The organism is Dietzia sp. 111N12-1 (assembly GCF_001658045.1).
GTDB classification, from domain to species: Bacteria; Actinomycetota; Actinomycetes; order Mycobacteriales; family Mycobacteriaceae; genus Dietzia; species Dietzia kunjamensis.
In genome coordinates this window covers 267,177-284,505 of the sequence record NZ_LSSV01000001.1, presented here as the reverse complement: position 1 = coordinate 284,505, position 17,329 = coordinate 267,177, and the positions used below count along the sequence as shown (strand labels likewise).

At 69.8% G+C, this 17,329-nt stretch carries 14 protein-coding genes and 4 tRNA genes; 4 read left to right on the top strand and 14 right to left on the bottom strand.

Annotated features, from left to right (window positions below; all coding sequences use genetic code 11):
- Window positions 1-98: 98 nt before the first annotated feature.
- Entirely contained in the window at window positions 99-1,382 is a 1,284-nt protein-coding gene (gene murA / locus AYO52_RS01375) for a UDP-N-acetylglucosamine 1-carboxyvinyltransferase (RefSeq protein ID WP_067712054.1), read from the bottom strand.
- Window positions 1,383-1,454: 72 nt separating this feature from the next.
- Here murA and AYO52_RS01370 point away from each other — a divergent pair, with 72 nt between their 5' ends.
- Window positions 1,455-2,060: a cob(I)yrinic acid a,c-diamide adenosyltransferase gene (locus AYO52_RS01370; protein ID WP_067712052.1), complete on the top strand. Its 606-nt coding sequence runs from the start codon at window positions 1,455-1,457 to the stop codon at window positions 2,058-2,060.
- Between the two features lie 30 nt (window positions 2,061-2,090).
- On the opposite strand, the gene AYO52_RS01365 is transcribed toward AYO52_RS01370, so the two are convergent.
- The 7 genes from AYO52_RS01365 to AYO52_RS01335 all read right to left on the bottom strand — a co-directional run bounded on the left by AYO52_RS01365 (window position 2,091) and on the right by AYO52_RS01335 (window position 9,062).
- On the bottom strand, window positions 2,091-2,975 hold the full coding sequence (locus tag AYO52_RS01365) for a LuxR C-terminal-related transcriptional regulator (protein ID WP_067712050.1): 885 nt from the start codon (window positions 2,973-2,975) through the stop codon (window positions 2,091-2,093).
- 182 nt (window positions 2,976-3,157) lie between these two features.
- The gene (locus AYO52_RS01360) at window positions 3,158-4,423 is read right to left on the bottom strand and encodes a GTP-binding protein (RefSeq protein ID WP_067712044.1); all 1,266 of its coding nucleotides are present in this window, start codon (window positions 4,421-4,423) and stop codon (window positions 3,158-3,160) included.
- Window positions 4,411-5,196: an enoyl-CoA hydratase gene (locus AYO52_RS01355; RefSeq protein WP_067712041.1), complete on the bottom strand. Its 786-nt coding sequence runs from the start codon at window positions 5,194-5,196 to the stop codon at window positions 4,411-4,413. Before AYO52_RS01355 ends, AYO52_RS01360 begins: the two co-directional genes overlap by 13 nt.
- 85 nt (window positions 5,197-5,281) lie before the next feature.
- The gene (locus AYO52_RS01350; RefSeq protein ID WP_067712038.1) at window positions 5,282-8,539 is read right to left on the bottom strand and encodes an arabinosyltransferase domain-containing protein; all 3,258 of its coding nucleotides are present in this window, start codon (window positions 8,537-8,539) and stop codon (window positions 5,282-5,284) included.
- Window positions 8,540-8,626: 87 nt separating this feature from the next.
- A tRNA-Phe gene (locus tag AYO52_RS01345) sits at window positions 8,627-8,700 on the bottom strand.
- Window positions 8,701-8,749: 49 nt separating this feature from the next.
- Window positions 8,750-8,826: transfer RNA gene (locus AYO52_RS01340), tRNA-Asp, on the bottom strand.
- A gap of 163 nt (window positions 8,827-8,989) precedes the next feature.
- A tRNA-Glu gene (locus tag AYO52_RS01335) sits at window positions 8,990-9,062 on the bottom strand.
- A gap of 103 nt (window positions 9,063-9,165) precedes the next feature.
- On the opposite strand from AYO52_RS01335, the gene AYO52_RS01330 reads away from it, so the two are divergent.
- From AYO52_RS01330 to phoU, 3 genes are all read left to right on the top strand, one after another.
- Window positions 9,166-9,241, top strand: a tRNA-Lys gene (locus tag AYO52_RS01330).
- A 61-nt stretch (window positions 9,242-9,302) separates the two neighbouring features.
- On the top strand, window positions 9,303-10,481 hold the full coding sequence (gene dusB, locus AYO52_RS01325) for a tRNA dihydrouridine synthase DusB (protein WP_067712036.1): 1,179 nt from the start codon (window positions 9,303-9,305) through the stop codon (window positions 10,479-10,481).
- A 77-nt stretch (window positions 10,482-10,558) separates the two neighbouring features.
- Window positions 10,559-11,341: a phosphate signaling complex protein PhoU gene (gene phoU, locus AYO52_RS01320; RefSeq protein WP_067712032.1), complete on the top strand. Its 783-nt coding sequence runs from the start codon at window positions 10,559-10,561 to the stop codon at window positions 11,339-11,341.
- 95 nt (window positions 11,342-11,436) lie between these two features.
- Here phoU and pstB read toward each other — a convergent pair whose 3' ends face one another.
- From pstB to AYO52_RS01290, 6 genes are all read right to left on the bottom strand, one after another.
- Window positions 11,437-12,213, bottom strand: a complete 777-nt coding sequence (pstB, locus tag AYO52_RS01315) for a phosphate ABC transporter ATP-binding protein PstB (RefSeq protein WP_067712029.1) — start codon at window positions 12,211-12,213, stop codon at window positions 11,437-11,439.
- A gap of 16 nt (window positions 12,214-12,229) precedes the next feature.
- On the bottom strand, window positions 12,230-13,144 hold the full coding sequence (gene pstA / locus AYO52_RS01310) for a phosphate ABC transporter permease PstA (RefSeq protein WP_067712026.1): 915 nt from the start codon (window positions 13,142-13,144) through the stop codon (window positions 12,230-12,232).
- On the bottom strand, window positions 13,144-14,196 hold the full coding sequence (gene pstC / locus AYO52_RS01305) for a phosphate ABC transporter permease subunit PstC (protein WP_082923668.1): 1,053 nt from the start codon (window positions 14,194-14,196) through the stop codon (window positions 13,144-13,146). The genes pstA and pstC overlap by 1 nt, the downstream gene beginning before the upstream one ends.
- Window positions 14,197-14,273: 77 nt before the next feature.
- A complete protein-coding gene (pstS, locus tag AYO52_RS01300; RefSeq protein WP_096905966.1) occupies window positions 14,274-15,380 on the bottom strand; it encodes a phosphate ABC transporter substrate-binding protein PstS in 1,107 nt (368 codons plus the stop codon).
- 254 nt (window positions 15,381-15,634) lie between these two features.
- Window positions 15,635-16,606 carry a mycothiol synthase gene (gene mshD / locus AYO52_RS01295; protein WP_067712022.1) on the bottom strand — a complete coding sequence of 324 codons (972 nt, stop codon included), beginning with the start codon at window positions 16,604-16,606 and terminating at the stop codon, window positions 15,635-15,637.
- A complete protein-coding gene (locus AYO52_RS01290) occupies window positions 16,603-17,292 on the bottom strand; it encodes a response regulator transcription factor (protein WP_067712021.1) in 690 nt (229 codons plus the stop codon). Before AYO52_RS01290 ends, mshD begins: the two co-directional genes overlap by 4 nt.
- Window positions 17,293-17,329 lie beyond the last annotated feature (37 nt).

Below are 17,329 nucleotides of genomic sequence, written 5' to 3'. Positions count from 1 at the left end.
GGCGGCTCCGATAAAGTTACACGGGCCGCGGCGAAAGTACTAATCGCCTGGTCAGAGGCAGTTTCGGCGTTGCGTGCCCGATCTCCGCCCCGTCGACCTCAACGATGGGTGGGCACTCGCTCGATCTCGCCGCCGAGGGACCGGACGTTCCCGACGAAGTCGGAGTATCCCCGGTCGATGTGGAAGACCTCGCAGACCTCGGTGACGTCGTCCGCGCACATGCCGGCCAACACGAGCCCGGCCCCGGCGCGGATGTCGCTCGCCCAGACCGTCGCGGAGTCCAGGCGCTCGCGGCCGACGATCTTGGCGTGGTGACCGTCGGTCTCGGCGGTGACGCCCATGCGGACCATCTCCTCGACGAACCGGAACCGTGCCTCGAAGAGGTTCTCGGTCACCACCGACACCCCCTCGGACACGGAGGCGAGTGCGATCGCCATCGGCTGGAGGTCGGTGGGGAAACCGGGGAAGGGCAGGGTCCGGATGTCCCGGGCCCGCGGCCGGCCCTCCTGGGCGACCCGGATCCAGTCGGGCCCGGTCTCGACGTCGGCACCCACCGCGCGCAGGTTCTCCAGCACCACATGGATGAACATGGGGTCGATGCCGGTGACGGTGACGTCGCCCCGGGTCATCACCGCACCCATGGCCCAGGTGGCCGCGACGATCCGGTCCCCGACCACCCGGTGACTGACCGGCGTCAGCTCATCGACGCCGCGGATGGTGATCGTGCTCGTCCCCGCGCCGCTGATCTGTGCCCCCATCTCGTTGAGCAGGTCGCAGATGTCGACGATCTCCGGCTCGCGCGCGGCGTTCTTGAGAACCGAGGTGCCCTCCGCCAGGACCGCCGCGGTCACGAAGGTCTCGGTCGCGCCGACGGACGGGAAGCTCAACTCGTAGTCCGCGCCCCGGAGCTCGGTCGCGTCGGCGACGAGTCGGCCGTGGTCCATGCGGGTGCGGGCGCCGAGCCAGTTGAGTCCGTTCTGGTGCCAGTTGAGGGGACGGCTTCCGATCGCGTCTCCGCCGGGCATCGCGATCACGGCGCGATGATGGCGGCCGACCAGTGGTCCCAGGATGCACACCGATGCGCGCAGGCGCTGGGCCGCTTTGTCATCGGCCACGTGCCCCAACTCAGCCGGGGTGTCGATCACGACGGTGTCGCCGGAGACCTCGACCGTGCACCCGAGGTGGCGCAGCACATCGGCCATCGCGGGGACGTCGGAGATCGTCGGGCAATTGGTCAGCGTCGTCCGCCCCTCGGCCATGAGCGCCACCGCCATCAGCTTGAGCACGCTGTTCTTGGCGCCTGATACGGAGATCTCGCCGGACAGTCGGGTACCGCCGCGGACGAGGAAGCTCTCCTCGCGGGACGTGGGATTAGCGCTCACGGTTCCACCCTAGGCGAGAGGAGGGAGGGATCCGCTCCAGCCGCGGCCCCGCGGCAGCGTAGGTTGGCCGACATGGCTGTTCACCTGACCAAGATCTATACCCGGACCGGCGACGACGGGTCCACGGGCCTCTCCGATTTCTCGCGCGTGAGCAAGAACGATCCCCGACTGGTGGCGTACGCGGACTGCGACGAGGCCAACGCGGCGATCGGCGTGGCCGTGACGCTCGGAGGCCTGGACGACCGTGTCGTCGCGGTACTGCGGACCGTGCAGAACGACCTCTTCGACGCCGGCGCGGACCTGTCGACGCCGGAGGTCGAGGACCCCAAGTACCCGCCGCTGCGCATCGAGCAGCCCTATATCGATCGCCTCGAGAGCTGGATCGACCAGTTCAACGCCGAGGTGCCGGACCTGACGTCGTTCATTTTGCCGGGCGGGACCCCGGGGGGTGCGTACCTGCACGTCGCCCGTACCGTCACCCGACGGGCGGAGCGTTCGGCATGGGCGGCCGTCGAGGCCCATCCGGAGACGACCTCGGTCCTGCCGGCGAAGTACCTGAACCGGCTGTCGGATTTGCTGTTCGTCCTGGGCCGGGTCGCGAACCCGGAGGGCGACGTCCTGTGGGTGCCCGGCGGGGGAGCGCGGCTGACCGGAGCTCAGCGGACGGAGCGCGGCTGACCGGACCGCGACCGGCCGGAGCGGTGCGGGTCAGGGCAGCGCGCCCATGCGGCGTGCTGCGTTGACCGCCTCGAACCGGGTGTGCGCGTCGAGTTTCCGCATCACCGACCGCAGGTAGCTCTTCACCGTCTCGGCACCGATGCCCATGTCGACGGCGGTCTCGATGTTGGTCTTGCCCTGGGCTACGCACGCCAGCACGTCGAGTTCGCGGCGGGACAACCGCGCGGTGGGCATCTCGGGCGGCGGGGAGACCATCTCGGCACAGATGCGTTCGAGCTCCGCGCGGACGTCCGGGTCCTCGGTGCGTGAGGCGAGCATCCGCAGGCGGGCGTGGGTCTCGCGCATCCGCTCGTTGGACAGCACGTCGTCCCACCGGCCCTCGCCGGAGCCGGGCCCGACCGGGGCGGCGCCGCGGGCCGCCAGTGCGTCGTTGACCGCGATCTCCTGTTCCAGGGCACGGGCGGTGGCCGCCATCTGGTTGAGGACCTTCTCGCCGAACCTGACCGAGGAGTGGACACCGGCGTAGATCACCGCGCGTACGTCCTTGCCCACCACGACGGGGATCGCGGCCATCGACCGCAGCCCCTCGGAGAGCACCGGCAGGTCGTACTCGTGGGTGATGACCCCGGCCCGCGGGTAGTCCGCCACGCCGACCGGCCTGCCGGTGGCCATGACCCGACCGCCCACGCCCGCCCCGTAGTGGACCTTGAGGTCCTTCATCGCCGAGGTCCGCATCCCGAGGGACTCGGACAGGACCAACGTGTGGCCCTCCCCGACGACACCACCGATCGTCACGGGGATCCCCGTGGCCTCCCGCAGCGCCGCGATCGCGCTACGCACCGAGGCGAGGTCACGCTTGCGTCGCTGGGCGTCCCCGGCGCCGCTCGGGCCGTGGCCGGTGTTGTCCTCGTCCACGAGGTCTCCTCCCTCGTCCGTGCAGCACCCCCGCCGCGGGCGGGTTGGCCCCCCTGCCGGTGCGACACTTCGGCGTCGTCAGCGCCACTATACGCACGTGGTCGGGGTGACGCCGAACCAGAACATGAGAGAGGCGTCAGGTCGTCGGGGGTACCGGCCGCAGCTTCGTCCCCGCACCGCGGTCAGGGGGTGAAAGCTGGATCGAATGCCTCCGGATCCTCGGGGTCGGCCAACATCGCGGCGACCCCGGTGACGGGCGCCGCGCGCTGTTCGTCGTAGATCCATTCCTCGACGTCGCTGGAGTCCGGGTCGCCGACGAGGTACGGGTGCAGGCCCAGCATGGCCGAGGCGTCAACCGTCTCCCCGGTGTCCAGCACGGTCTCGTCGAGGAAGCGGACCACCTCGTCGTCGTCCATCTCCACGCCGATCACCACCAGACCCTCCGGCCCCTCTCCCCCGGCGCGCAGCTCCAACCGGCGACCCACCAGGGCCACCTCGTAGCGGCGGGGGCCGTCCGCGCCTGCCAGGGTCAACGTGCCCTTGGCGCGGTAGGCGCCGGCCGGCGGCGCCGAGACCGCGGTGAGGAAGCGGCGCGGGTGCAGGGGACCGGTCGGCGTCACGGTGACGGCCGTGTAGCCGTCATGCAGGTGTCCGTGCTCGTGGTGTCCGTGCTCGCCGTGTCCGTGCTCACCGTGTCCGTGGTCGCCGTGTCCGTGCTCGCCGTGCCGGTGGGTGCCGCCGGACGTCGCGGCGGGCGCGGCGGTCGGTGGGCCGTCGGGGGCCATGTCCAGGAGCAACCCGGCCGGGACCGCGGCGCGGACCGCCGGGAGCACGGCCACGCGCGGGGCGTGGGTGCGGATCGTCGCCCGGAGCTCGCCGAACCGCTCGCGGGTGACGAGGTCGCATTTGTTGACGACGACGAGGTCGGCCTCCGCCAGGTGCGCCGCGAGTCGCGGATGTCGCGTCATGGCGTCATCGAGGCCCTCGGCGTCGACGACCTGGACCATCCCCGCGTGGCGCGCCACGTGCCGCGGCACGTCGTGCACCATCCGCGACAGGACGGGCGGCTCGGCCAGGCCGCTGGCCTCGATGACCGCGAGATCCAGGCCGAGCTCCGGGTCCGCGAGCCGGGTGAGGGTCTCGCCGAGCTCGCTGGCGTCGACCTCGCAGCACACGCAGCCGTTGGCCAGCGAGACCATGGAGTCCACCCGGCCGGCGACGGCGGTGGCGTCCACGTCGATCTCGCCGAAGTCGTTGACGATCGCGGCGATGCGCAGCCCCGGTGTGCCGGACAGCAGGTGGTTGAGCAGGGTGGTCTTGCCGGCGCCCAGATAGCCGGTCAGGACCAGGACGGGCAGGGGCTCGCCGGGGGCGCGGTGCGCGTCGTGCGTCCCGCCACCGCCCCCCGCGAGGTGCCCGTGCCTCAGTCCGTCGTTCAGCGACGCCACTCGGGCTTCCGCTTCTCCGCGAACGCGGACATGCCCTCCGTCTGGTCCTCCGTGGCGAACAGCGCGTAAAAGGCGTTCTGCTCGGCGAGCAGGCCCTCCTCGAGGGTGGTCTCGAAGGAGCGGTTGACCGCCTGCTTGGCGACGATCGCCGTGGTCTTGCTCATGGAGGCGATCGTGGTGGCGACCTTCATGGTCTCGTCGAGCAGCTCGGCCGCGGGGACGACGCGGGCGACCAGGCCGGAGCGCTCGGCCTCGTCGGCGTCCATCTGGCGGCCGGTCAGGCACAGGTCCATGGCCTTGGCCTTGCCCACCGCGCGGGTGAGGCGCTGCGAACCGCCCATGCCGGGGATGACGCCGAGGGTGATCTCGGGCTGGCCGAACTTGGCGTTGTCGCCGGCGATGATCATGTCGCACATCATCGCCAGCTCGCAGCCGCCGCCCAGGGCGAAACCGGACACGGCGGCGATGATCGGCGTGCGCGCGGCGGTGAGGCGCTTCCAGTCGTGGAAGAACCGCTCGAGGTAGATGCCCGGGTAGTTCTTGTCCTTCATCTCCTTGATGTCGGCGCCGGCCGCGAAGGCCTTCTCCGACCCGGTGATGACGATGCACCCGACCCCGGGATCGCCGTCCAACGCCTCGACGGCCTCGACGACCTCCTTCTCCATGCCGCTGGACAGCGCGTTGAGCGCCTTGGGGCGGTTGAGCGTGATGGTCGCGACCCGGTCGGTCTGCTCGACCAGGATGTTCTCGAACTGCTTCTCCGTCACGGACATGCGTGTCTCCAGTCTGTCGTCGTCAGGTGCCTGTGCGCCATTACTTGGAAGTCCTTGTAATAGCTCCGGGGCCGATGCTAGCCGGTCACCGTGCGAGCGGCCCACCGTTCCACAGTCCCGACCGTACGGCCTCGTCGTGGGTGACGGTCGCCTCGCGCGCCTCGGGCACGAGCGGGGTGTACCGCACGAGCGATCCCCAGTCGCGGTCCCAGTCGTGTTCGAGGTAGGTCGGCACCGTCTCGCCCTCGAGCAGCAACTCGATGAACCCGATGGGGCCGCCGCCGTCCCACGCCTGCCACGTGTTGGTGGAGCTCACGGCCAGTCCCCGATCGGGCAGGACGCGGTACTCGGGCAGTTCGTGGACGCCGGCGTACTCGTCGAACGGGCGCAGGCACGGGGTGTGGAACGCGACCGCCCAGTCCGGCAGCACCGGCCTCGAGTCGCCGACCAGTTGCTGCATGGTGACCAGCTCCGGCATGCGCGGCGGGGTGAACGCGATCCACCGCGACGGGTCCGGGTCGAGGTCGCGCACGACCAACCGGATGGCCGAGGCGTCGGCGGGCAGGGTGTCCGTCGGTACGCGCAGGTTGCGCCAGGACGGAGCCGGCCCGATGTCGATCGGCAGGACCGAGCCCGCCACCTCGAACTCCCCGCCGCCGGTGGAATACTCGACGAGCACCGCGTCGGGAGCGAAGGACCCGGCCACGCCGATCGTGACGAGCGGGTCCTCCCTCTTCTGGCCGTTCTCCCCCTCCCCCTCGGGGAGCCGGTACCAGTTGGTGGTCGTCTCCGCGTTGAACTGCGCACCCGACTGGTGGCTGCCGAGGACCGGCACGCGGGCGGGGTCGAGTCCGAACGGCAGGACTGCGTGGCTGCCGTTGATGCCCTCCCCGATGCGCACGCCGCCCTCGGTGCCGGCGGTGGTCGACGTGGTGTCGGAGCCCTCGCCGGTGCCGGGGGTGTCGGTATCGGCCGCCTGCGTGGCGGTGAGGTCGGTCGGGATCCCGTCGGGGTCGAACACGACCGCCTCGCCGCCGGCCTCGAGCTGGTCCCGGGGCTCGCCGACGGGGGCGAGCAGGCCGGCGTTGGCGTCGGGCTCGGCGAGCACGACATCGGCGATGCCGCACGGCTCGCCGGAGAGCGCGCGGAGGTTCTGCAGGCCCACCGAGTACGCGGGGTACTGGTTGCGGACCGCTGCGGCCATGGAGGCGACGATGACGACGACGACGAGGGCCGCGGCCAGCCCGAGTGGGGCGTGGGAGACCTCACGGGCGAACCGGAGCAGGGGTCCGCGGTCGCCACCGTCCCGCTCCTGCCCGGTGCGCGTCATGAACGGCTCCCGGTAGTGCAGGACCAGGGCGGCGAGGAGTGCCACGAGCATCAGCCCGAGGAACACGGAGTACAGGGTGATCCCGGCGATGGTCGGCTGGGTGCCGCCCCACGGGATGCCGTAGATGGAGATGTACCACCAGCCGTTGGTGGAGGTGAAACTCAGCGCCAGCACGAACAGGACACCGGCGAGGAAGAGCATGCGGTTGCGCAGTGACCTGGTCGCCGCCGGGAGGACCGCCATGGTCACCAGTGCCGCCAGCGCCGCGCCGATGGTGGCGAAGGCGCCGAAGTGGTGGGTCCACTTGGTGGGGTTGAGCGCCATGAACGCGATCGAGATGGCCGCCAATCCCACGATGCGGCGGGCGGGGCCCACGGACACCCCGGGGATCCGGCCCTTACGGAACAGGATCGCCGCGCAGGTGATGAGGGACAGGAGCATGGCGAGTACACCGAAACGGCGGGCCAGCGAGCCGTCCGGGGTGGGGTTCATCAGCCATTCGTAGCGCCACACCTCCTCGTACCAGCTGCCCGAGGGGCCGACATCCCCGAGCAGCGCCGACGACTGCAGCGTGGTGACCAGCGGCTGGTCGAGGAAGATCAGGTGCAGCACGCCCAGTCCGGCGGCCAGCAGCGGCGCGACGGTCGGTACCCAGCCGTCGCGCTTCGCGCGCCGGATGACGAGCAGCAGTAGTGGCCTGGACGCGGCGATGATGACCGCGATGCAGAACGTTCCCGTGGGCGCTGCGGACAGGGTGAGCCCACCGATGATGAACCCGGTCGCCGCGGGTAGCAGCCGTCCCGTCGCGAGTGCCCGCTCGAGCGAGACCCAGGTGGCCAGGACACCGAAGGCGATGATCGGTTCGGGCCGGAGGCCGTTGTTGTAGGTGAGCCAGAACGCGAGGAAGACCGCGGCGGTGCTCCACCGCACGGCCGCGGCGCGGCGGGCGGCGATGCCGAGCCTCGGGATGACCTCCCGGGACAGCAGGATCCACGAGGCGATGCCGAGCAGCAGCGCGGGCAGTCGGAGCCAGACGCTGCCCAGCGAGATGGCGCTCATCGCTGTGTAGAGGTAGTACGGCATGCCGAACGGCGCGTACGGAGCCCCGTAGTAGCGGAACACCTCGGGCATGTAGCCGCTGGAGACGGCAGCGCGCGCCTCGGTGAGGATGTAGCCGTCGTCGGCGGTGTTGGCCCCGATGACGTGCCACACCAGGAGCGTCGCCACGACCAGCAGGTCCAGCGGACGCGGTTTCCACCAGCCCGGTGGGAGGATGCGTCGCGCGGTCCGCCCGTCCCGCAGGTCGAGCCGGTGCAACGCGACGAGTGCCACGAGGATCGCGAGGATGCCCACGACGATCGCGATCTGCTTGATGGCGGTCGCCTGCGTGGTGTAGCGCGAGTCGACCGTGATGTGGACGGCCATGCCCTCCGGTGCCGCGCCCTCCAGGTCGGTGAACACCCCGACCACCTGTGGACGGAGGTCCGCGTCGATCCGGCCCCCGACGCCCTGCCCGTCGATCTCCAGGCCGACGAACTCGGCACCGATCGAGCCGGAGTCGGCCGTGACGCGGATCGTGGAGCACGCGCCGGGCGCGGCGACCGCGTCGGTGGGCGCGGAGGCGACGAGCGCGTTGCGGCTGCGGACCTCCACGTCGGGGCCGGCCACGGACACCATGAGCGCGCGGGCCGCCGCGTTCTCCCCCGCCTCGCGGGGCGCGGTCGAGACCAGCACGCCGTCCTCGCGGCCGTCGGGCAACTGCCCGACGGCCGTGCACGGCACCTCGACGGTGAGGTCGAGCGGGTAGTACGCGACGAGCGGCGCGGTGACCGGCTCGAGGGTGCCCGCCTCGGGCCAGCTGACGGTGGAGGTGGTCTGCGTGACCGGCAGCAGCGGCACGATGATCGCGAGCAGGATGCCGACGAGTCCGCTGACGGCGGCGACGATCCCCCACCGAGGTCCCCTACGGGACTTTTCCGGCACGTCAGGGACCTCGGCGGCAGTCGATGGCATGGCGTCCACGCTATAACGAGGGGAGGACGTTCCCCGAAACGACGAACGCGCCGGAGGGGGTTCCCTCCGACGCGTTCGTCGGTGTTGTGGCCAGAGTCGGGATCGAACCGACGACCTTCCGCTTTTCAGGCGGACGCTCGTACCAACTGAGCTACCTGGCCCTAAGACCACCGGCGCACCCGGTGAACACCGAATGCGCCGGTATGTCTCTGGCGACCCTGACGGGACTCGAACCCGCGACCTCCGCCGTGACAGGGCGGCGCGCTAACCAACTGCGCCACAGGGCCGTGCTCTTCGCACGAGAAAGAACACTAGTGGACCGCCCGACCTTTGCGCAAATCGGCCCCCTGCCAGCCGTATCCGAGCACGTCAGGGTCGCGACAGAAGCACGCGTGCCATGAATGCACGAGGTCCCGGCCACCTGACGGTGACCGGGACCTCGACCATGTGTACCCCCTACGGGATTCGAACCCGCGCTGCCGGCGTGAAAGGCCGGTGTCCTAGGCCGCTAAACGAAGGGGGCCTACGCCACGTCCGGGTGCCCCGGTCCGCAGCGGGGTCCAGTGTAGGGCACCGCCCACCGGGCGGATAAACCAACCGCACACGAGGACGGTATCGTGACCGTCGCCCCTATAGCTCAGTTGGTAGAGCTACGGACTTTTAATCCGCAGGTCGTCGGTTCGAGCCCGACTGGGGGCACCATGTACCGCCCGGCGCGCGGGCCCATTGGACCTGCTCGCGCCCCGCTGGGAGAATCGGGGTCATGTCCGCACCCACCGCCGCCGCGGCCCCCGCACTGCGCATCGGCCCCCTGGAGCTCGCGTCCCCCGTCGTCCTGGCGCCGATGGCCGGGGTCACCAACGTCGCGTTCCGCACGCTCTGCCGCGAGATCGAGCGTGACCAGCAGGGCTCGGTGTCCGGCCTGTACGTCTGCGAGATGGTCACCGCCCGCGCCCTGGTGGAACGCCAGCCCGGGACGCTGCACATGGCCACCTTCGCCCCGGACGAGTCGCCGCGCAGTCTGCAGCTGTACACGGTCGACGCCGAGTACACCTACGCGGCCGCCAAGATGATCGTCGACGAGGACCTGGCCGATCACATCGACATCAACTTCGGGTGCCCCGTGCCCAAGGTCACCAGACGCGGTGGCGGGTCCGCCATCCCCTACAAGCGCCGGTTGTTCCGCTCGATCGTCGCCGCGGCGGTCCGCGCCACCGAGGGCACCGACATCCCGGTGACGGTGAAGATGCGCGTCGGCATCGACGACGCCCACCACACCCATCTCGACGCCGGCCGCATCGCCGTCGAGGAGGGCGCGCAGGCCGTCGCGCTCCACGCGCGGACGGCCGCCCAGCGGTACTCCGGGGAGGCGGACTGGTCGCAGATCTCCCGGCTCGTCGAGCACGTCGGGGCGGTCTCGGATGTGCCGGTGCTGGGGAACGGCGACATCTTCTCCGCCGAGGACGCCGTGCGGATGCGTGAACAGACCGGCTGCGCGGGCGTGGTGATCGGCCGCGGTTGCCTCGGCCGTCCGTGGCTCTTCTCCGAACTGGCCGCACGGTTGGACGGTCGCGAGGCGCCGACCCCGCCCGCGCTGGGCGAGGTCGCGCGCATCATGTACCGCCACGGCGAACTCCTCGCGCAGCACCACGGCGAGGACAAGGGGATGCGCGACATCCGCAAGCACGTCGCGTGGTACCTCCGGGGCTTCCCGGCCGGATCGGAGAAGCGGGTCGGCCTGTCCGCCGTCCGCACCCTGGACGACCTGGCCGAGCTGCTCGCGGACCTTCCCGCCGACGAGCCCTTCCCTGCCGACGGGTACGGACCGCGGGGGCGTCAGGGCTCCCCCTCCAAGGTGCTGCTGCCCGAGGGCTGGCTCGATGACCCGGAAGACGACGCCACCGCGCTCGAGGGCGCGGACGCCGAGAACTCGGGCGGCTGAGCCCACCGCGGACGAATGTTCACCGGTCGTTCACCGCACCGGCGGTGACCGCCCTGACATGCGCGTATTCTGGCAACATGCGTCTTGTCTACTCCGAAGAACTCGCGGGCCTGGCCACGTCCATGGCCCGGATGTGCTCCCTCGCGACCGATGACATGGAGCTGGCGACCCACGCCCTGCTCCAGGTCGACCTCGTCGCCGCGGAGAAGGTCCTGGAGTCCGCGACGGAGATGTCCAGGCTGGCGACCGAGAACGAGGAGCGGGGTTTCGCCCTGCTCGCCCTCCAGGCGCCCGTCGCGCGGGACCTGCGACAGGTGGTCACGTCGATCCAGCTCGTGCAGGACCTCGTCCGGATGGGCACCCTCGCCGGACACGTCGCCAAGATCGTCCGCCGTCGCCATCCCGAGCCGGTCCTGCCGGAGCCCGTCAACGGCTACCTCGCCGAGATGGGCCGGGTGGCGGTCTCACTGGGGCGCTCCGCCACCGAGGTCCTCCTCAACCGTGATGCCGAGCAGGCGGCCACGCTGGCACGGCAGGATGATGCCGTCGACGACCTCCGGCGCCATCTGTTCACCCTGCTCACCGTCCGGGAGTGGAAGTGGGGCGTCGCCTGCGCGGTCGACGTCACCCTCCTGGGCAGGTACTACGAGCGCTTCGCCGACCACGCCGTAGAGGTCGCCCAGCGCGTGATCTTCCTGGCGACCGGCGAGTACGCCACCGTCCCCGAGGACGACCCCGAGCGCCCGTCCCCCTCCAGCGAGGAACTGGTGCGCCAGTTCAACGAGACGGACCGGACCTTCAAGGAGCGCATCGCCCGCCACGAGGCCACGGGCCGGGACGGCACCGCCGGGGACTCTTGACACACCGCGACCTGACGTGGGGGAACGTCACTGCCCCGGTGCCGGCCTCGAGGCCTGTACCGGGGCAGTGACGTCCGTGTGAGCGCCGGGACGGGTCAGCCGAAACGGCCGGACACGTAGTCCTCGGTCTGCTTGTTGTCCGGGTTGGAGAAGATCTTCTCCGTGGAGTTGACCTCGACCAGTTGACCCGGCATGCCGGTGGCCTCGAGGGAGAAGAACGCGGTCTGATCGGACACGCGGGCGGCCTGCTGCATGTTGTGGGTGACGATCACGATCGTGAACTCGTTCTTGAGCTCGGCGATGAGGTCCTCCACGGCCAGTGTCGAGATCGGGTCGAGCGCGGAACAGGGTTCATCCATCAGGAGTACCTGCGGCTCGATGGCGATCGCGCGGGCGATGCACAGACGCTGCTGCTGGCCGCCGGAGAGCCCACCACCGGGCTTGTCGAGGCGGTCCTTCACCTCGTTCCAGAGATTCGCACCGCGCAGCGACTTCTCGGCGACCTCGTCGAGGGTCTTCTTGTTCTTGACGCCCTGGAGCCTGAGCCCCGCGACCACGTTCTCCTTGATCGACATCGTGGGGAACGGGTTGGGGCGCTGGAAGACCATCCCGATGGTCCGCCGGACGGCGACGGGGTCGATCTTCTTGTCGTAGATGTCCACACCGTCGAGCTTGATGGAGCCCTTGACGTAGGCCCCGGCGATCTCCTCGTGCATCCGGTTGAGGGAGCGCAGGACGGTGGACTTGCCACATCCGGAAGGGCCGATGAACGCGGTCACGGACCGGGGCGGGACGTGGAGGTCGACGTCCTTCACCGCGTGGAAGTCACCGTAGAAGATATCGACGTTCTCGAGGTCGAGTCGCTTTGCCATCTGAACCGATGTGTCCTTACTTGGTCTTCGGCGCGAGCGCCTTGGAAGCGAACGCCGCGAGAACGTTCGCGAGCGCGATGATGAGGATGAGCGTGAGGGCCGCGCCCCAGATGCGGTACTGACCGGCGTCGTTGGGGTTGGACAGCTGGTTGTAGATCAGCAGTGGCAGCGAGGCCATGTTGCCCTGGAAGAGGTCGTAGTTGTAGCTCGCGGTGTACCCCACCAGGATCAGCACGGGCGCGGTCTCCCCCATCACCCGGGCGAGCGCCAGGAAGATGCCCGAGATCATCCCCGACAGCGCGGTGGGGATGACCACGCTGGTGATGGTCTTCCACTTGGGCACCCCCAACGCGTACGAGGCTTCACGCAACTCATCCGGGACGAGCTTGAGCATCTCCTCGGTGGAGCGGACGATCAGCGGGATCATGAGCAGGACCAACGCGAGTCCCACAGCGAAGGCGCTCAATTCGAACTGCAGCATCGTGATCCAGATGCCGAAGATGAAGATCGCCGCGACCACCGAGGGGACGCCGGCGAGGACGTCGACCATGAGGGTGGTGGGTCGCGCCAGCGTGGAGTCGGGATACTCCACGAGCATGATGCCGGCGGCGATACCCAGTGGGATCGAGATGACGGCCGCGATGAGCGCCTGGACGAGGCTGCCGTAGATGGCGTGACCGACGCCGCCGGCGAGCGACGACGGCGATACCAGGAAGAGCGAGTTCGTCCACCAGTTCGGGTTGATGATCGCCTCGGCCCCCGCGGAGACCACCTTGTAGAGCAGCGCGATCAACGGGATCACCGCGACGATGAACGACAGGGTGAACACGACCGTCGCCACGGAGTTCTTCGCCTTCCGCCCACCGGAGACGGGGAGGAAGGTCTCGGACGGCTTGGCCGGTCGTGCGAGGTCGGGGGTTACCTGGGACATCAGCCGTTGACCTTTCCACCGGACACCGAGCGCGCGATGAGATTGACGATGAACGTGAGGAGGAAGAGCACGAGCCCGGCGGCGATGTAGGCCCCGGTCGACATCGGGTTGTTGAACTCCGCGGACCCGGAAGCGATCTTGGACGCGAACGTGAAGCCCCCGTCGAACAGGGAGAGGCCGCTGGCCGAGCTCGAGGCACGGAGGATGATGAGCACCGCCACCGTCTCACCGAGCGCTCTGCCGAGGGCGAGCATCGACCCGGCGATCATGCCCGATTTGGCGTAGGGGAAGCACGTCATCCGGATCTTCTCCCACTTCGTCGCGCCGAGTGCCAGAGCGGCCTCCTGGTGCAACGACGGGGTCTGACGGATCGTCTCGCGGGACATCGAGGTGATGATCGGGAGGATCATGATCGCGAGCACGATGCCCGCGGTGAAGATGGTCCCGCCTCCGGCGATCGAGACGTTCCCGTCGGCGAAGAGGAAGAACCACCCCAGGTTCTCGTTGAGCCAGGTGGCGAAGGGGGTGATCCACGGGCCGAGGACGATGAGTCCCCACATCCCGTACACGATCGACGGGACGGCCGCCAGCAGGTCGATCATCGCCGACAGCGCCCGGGAGATCCGGGGTGGCGCGTACTGGACGAGGAACGTCGCGATCCCGATCGCGACGGGCACCGCGAGCAGCAGTGCGAAGACCGAGCTCAGGACCGTGACCTTCAACAGGTCGAGGATGCCGAACCTCAGGTTGTCGGGATCGGTCGTGTTCCACTCGGAACTGGTGAAGAAGTTGACCTGGTCCTGGAGGATGGAGGGCACCGCCTGGAGGACCAGCACGATGCCGATCAGCGCGATGAGCCCGACGATGATCGCGCCCGCCGCGACCGTGACCGACCGGAAGACGGAGTCGATATTCCGGGACGACCCGTTGGTGAGCAGGCCCCGTGGGCCGTCTCCCCGGCCCCCGGCCCCCGGGTGGTCGTCCTCCGACCATTCACCGCGGCGGCCGGCGGTCTTGTCGACGTCTCGTTCGACGGAGTCGTGCACAGTCATGGGACCTTCAGTCTTCCGGGGGTCTGTATGAGGTCGGTCGCTGTCCCCGTCCGCGGACGGGGACAGCGACCGGGCTATCACTTGATCGCGTCGATCGCGTCAGTCAGCTTGCCACGGAAGGCGTCGGGAACCGGAATGTAACCCTCGCCCTCGAGCTCACCCTGCACGGACTCGGAGACGGCGACGTTCAGGAAGGCCTTGACCGCAGCAGCGGTCTCGGCGTCGGGGTACTCGGAGCAGACGATCTCGTAGGTCGGCATGAGGATCGGGTAGGCCCCCGCGGCCTCCGGGACGTAGAAGGACGAGGTGTCGATCACCAGGTCGTTGGTCCCCTCGTTCTGCAGCTTGGCGGAGTCGATGGTCGTGCCCGCGGTCTCGGCGTTGAGCTCCACGCCCTCGGCGTCCGCCGGCGTGATGACCTTGGCCATCGACAGGCCCTGGTTCTTGGCGTAGGACCACTCGGTGTAGGTGATGGTCCCCGGGGTCTGGCCGATCGCGGCCGAGACGCCCTCGTTGCCCTTGGCGCCCTCGCCGACGCCGCCGTTGAACGTCTTGCCGGCCTCCTGGGTCCACGCGCCGTCGGACGCGGCCACGAGGTACTTCTGGAAGTTGTCGGTCGTACCCGACTCGTCGGAGCGGAAGATCACGGTGATGTCCTGCTCGGGGAGCTCCACTCCCTCGTTCTCCGCGGCGATGGCCGGGTCGTTCCACGTGGTGATCTCGCCGTTGAAGATCTGGGCGATGGTGGAGCCCGACAGGCTGAGCTCGACCCCGTCGAGGTTGTAGGCCACCGCGATCGGACCGAAGACCGCCGGAAGGTTCCACGCGGGGCTCTCACAGCGCTGCTCGGCCTGGGGGTACTCGTCCTCCTTCAGCGCCGAGTCGGAACCGCCGAAGTCGGTCTGTCCACCGATGAACTCCTTCACGCCGGCGCCGGAGCCGTTGGAGTTGTAGTCGATGGTCTGTCCCTCACAACTCGTGGCGTAGGAGTTGGCGAAGATCGTCATGGCGTTGTTCTGCGCCGAGGATCCCGAGGCATTGAGGTTGGGCTTCCCCTCGCACTCGACGCCCGCGACGTTCTGGGCGGTGTCGTTGGTCCCCGCGTTGTCGTCGGAGCAGGCGGCCAGTCCGGCCGTCGTCAGGGCGGCCAGCCCGAGCAGGGCACCGGTGCGCTTGAGGTCCACAAAATCTCCTTGGTTCATCCGGTGGAGACCTCCACCGGGTCACGTTGTCGGCGACTGGGTCGCAGGGCCGGACCGGGACACGCCGATCCGACGTGGAGAGAACCTAGGGTGCGGACGTGAACAACGCCGAGGACGTAGGTGAACCCGAGATGAACTCCCTGGTCATGGGCTGTTCACCCGGACAGCCGTCCCTCCCCCCCGCGGTACCCCACCTGGGGTGATCCTGAGATCTCGTCTCCGGACCGCCGCGGAATTCAGCGTGAGGCGTACGTCACGTCTCGGTGCTCGACGGCGAAACCGAGCCTCTCGTAGGTGCGGATGGCCGGGAGGTTGTCGCCCTCCACGTAGAGGACGACCGATTCCGCCCCGGCCCGGCCCTCGAGGTGCTCGACCCCGACGGCGGTGAGCAGACCGCCCAGGCCCCTGCCCTGGTCAGACGGGTCCACGGCGACCACGTAGACCTCGCCCTCGACCGGCTTCCCGGGCTCGGCGACGGTCTTCGTCCAGTGGAACCCGGCCAGCCGCGGCGTCTCGCCCGCGGCATCCACGGCGAGGAAGACCGCGCCGGGATCCACCCAGTCGACGCCGAGCCGGTCGTCGAGCTGCTCTCGCGTCCAGCCCCCCTGTTCCGGATGCCACGAGAACGCGGCGTTGTTCACGCGGAGGAACTCCTCCCGGGTGTCCATCCCCGGCCACCGCGACCCGCCCTCCGACGCGGCCTCGGCGAGGGTTCCGGTCTCGATCCCCCCGGGCGGGTGCGGATCCGGAAGCGCGGGCCCGCCGGCGGCGCGCCGGCGCATCTTCAGCAGTTCGCGTGTCCGCGCCAGCCCGAGGCCCTCTGCCAGGGCCCGCGCGGACGGCATGTCACCGTGCGCCCACATCGCGGCGCCGGGCTCGGCTTCGAGGACCGTGCGGACGAGGGCGCTCCCGTGCCCCCGGCGCCGGTGCGAGGGGTCCACGACCAGTTCCGCCGAGGCCTCGTCCCCGGCGCCGACGAGCTGGGCGTAGCCGACGATCGCGGGGTCAGCGGAACCCCCGCCCGCGGCGGCACCGGGCTCATCGGGGTCGGTCGCGAGGAAGTGACGCGCCCCGCCGGCCGGCCCGCGGAGGGCCCGGAGGGGTTGCTCACCGAGGGGTGCGACCCCGTCGACCGATCCCGCCTGCCGTGCCATCGCCTCGATGCGGTCGGCGGCACCGGCGTCCGGTGCGCGTTCGGTGACTGTCATGCGTCGCCTCCGTCCTCCCTGCGATCCGACGGCCGGACCGCTTTGTACCCGACGTTACGGACGGTGCCGATCAGCGACTCGTGATCGGGACCGAGCTTGGCGCGCAGTCGCCGGACGTGGACGTCGACGGTCCGGGTTCCACCGAAGAAGTCGTAACCCCACACCTCCTGGAGCAGCTGCGCGCGGGAGAAGACCCGGCCGGGATGCTGGCACAGGTGCTTGAGGAGCTCGAACTCCTTGTAGGTCAGATCCAGGGGGCGCCCCTTGACGCGGGCGACGTAGGTCTCCTCGTCGATGACCAGCTCGCCGACCGTGAGGAGGCCACCGTCCGCCTCGCCCTGGGACGAGTGCCGCGCGGCGGCGAGGCGGAACCGGGCGTCCACCTCCGCCGGCCCGGTGGTCGGCAGGAGGATGTCGTCGAGGCCCCAGTCTCCGCTGACGGCGATCAGTCCCCCCTCGGAGACGACGGCGATGACGGCGAGGTCCCCGCCACCGGACAGCAGCCTGCACAGTGCCCGCGACGCCGCGAGATCACTCCGCGCGTCGACCAGGGCGAGTGCCGCACCGGAGAGATCCCCCAGCGAGGACGCCAGCGGCGGGAGTACACGCACCGAGTGCGGGAGGAGAGGCAGCGCGGGGATGACCGCCTCCGGGTCTGCTTCAGCGGCGAGGAGCACTACGTCCATGTCGCTTCCTCTCCGTCCGGGGGCCGAGACGATACTA

What these genes read in the sequence shown, in the direction of transcription:
- mshD (WP_067712022.1), bottom strand. Translation starts at nt 16,606, where the DNA reads ATGACAGTCACCGAACGCGCACCGGACGCCGGTGCCGCCGACCGCATC.
- AYO52_RS01290 (WP_067712021.1), bottom strand. Translation starts at nt 17,292, where the DNA reads ATGGACGTAGTGCTCCTCGCCGCTGAAGCAGACCCGGAGGCGGTCATC.
- AYO52_RS01350 (WP_067712038.1), bottom strand. Translation starts at nt 8,539, where the DNA reads ATGCCATCGACTGCCGCCGAGGTCCCTGACGTGCCGGAAAAGTCCCGT.
- pstC (WP_082923668.1), bottom strand. Translation starts at nt 14,196, where the DNA reads ATGACTGTGCACGACTCCGTCGAACGAGACGTCGACAAGACCGCCGGC.
- AYO52_RS01355 (WP_067712041.1), bottom strand. Translation starts at nt 5,196, where the DNA reads ATGTCCGTGACGGAGAAGCAGTTCGAGAACATCCTGGTCGAGCAGACC.
- pstB (WP_067712029.1), bottom strand. Translation starts at nt 12,213, where the DNA reads ATGGCAAAGCGACTCGACCTCGAGAACGTCGATATCTTCTACGGTGAC.
- pstA (WP_067712026.1), bottom strand. Translation starts at nt 13,144, where the DNA reads ATGTCCCAGGTAACCCCCGACCTCGCACGACCGGCCAAGCCGTCCGAG.
- dusB (WP_067712036.1), top strand. Translation starts at nt 9,303, where the DNA reads ATGTCCGCACCCACCGCCGCCGCGGCCCCCGCACTGCGCATCGGCCCC.
- AYO52_RS01370 (WP_067712052.1), top strand. Translation starts at nt 1,455, where the DNA reads ATGGCTGTTCACCTGACCAAGATCTATACCCGGACCGGCGACGACGGG.
- phoU (WP_067712032.1), top strand. Translation starts at nt 10,559, where the DNA reads ATGCGTCTTGTCTACTCCGAAGAACTCGCGGGCCTGGCCACGTCCATG.